Origin of the sequence: Streptomyces thermovulgaris, assembly GCF_002155915.1 — a bacterium.
GTDB lineage: Bacteria > Actinomycetota > Actinomycetes > Streptomycetales > Streptomycetaceae > Streptomyces > Streptomyces thermovulgaris.
This window is the reverse complement of sequence record NZ_MUME01000578.1, coordinates 1-511: the sequence shown is the minus strand read 5'-3', so window position 1 is coordinate 511 and position 511 is coordinate 1. Positions and strand designations below refer to the sequence as shown.

The window sequence follows — 511 nt, the reverse complement described above, 5'->3', positions numbered from 1 at the left end:
GCGGCCTCCGGCAAGGTGCTCCAGGCCATGGGCGAGGTGATCCCGGAGCTGTGGGGCGGCTCGGCGGACCTGGCCGGCTCGAACAACACGACGATCGACAAGACGTCGTCGTTCCTGCCCGAGGGCAACCCGCTGCCGGAGGCGAACCCGTACGGGCGCACGATCCACTTCGGCATCCGCGAGCACGCGATGGCCGCGACGATGAACGGCATCACGCTGCACGGCAACACCCGTGTCTACGGCGGCACCTTCCTGGTGTTCTCCGACTACATGCGCAACGCGGTGCGCCTGTCCGCGCTGATGCACCTTCCGGTGACGTACGTGTGGACGCACGACTCCATCGGCCTGGGCGAGGACGGTCCGACCCACCAGCCGGTCGAGCACCTGGCGAGCCTGCGGGCCATCCCGGGGCTGAACGTCGTCCGCCCGGCCGACGCCAACGAGACCGCGATCGCCTGGCGCGAGATCATGCGCCGCTGGACCAAGGAGTTCGGCAAGGGCACCCCGCACG

General features: G+C 69.9%; 1 pseudogene. It reads left to right on the top strand.

The window, feature by feature from the left end:
- Window positions 1–511: pseudogene (locus tag CCN35_RS27415) on the top strand (transketolase); the annotation flags it as partial.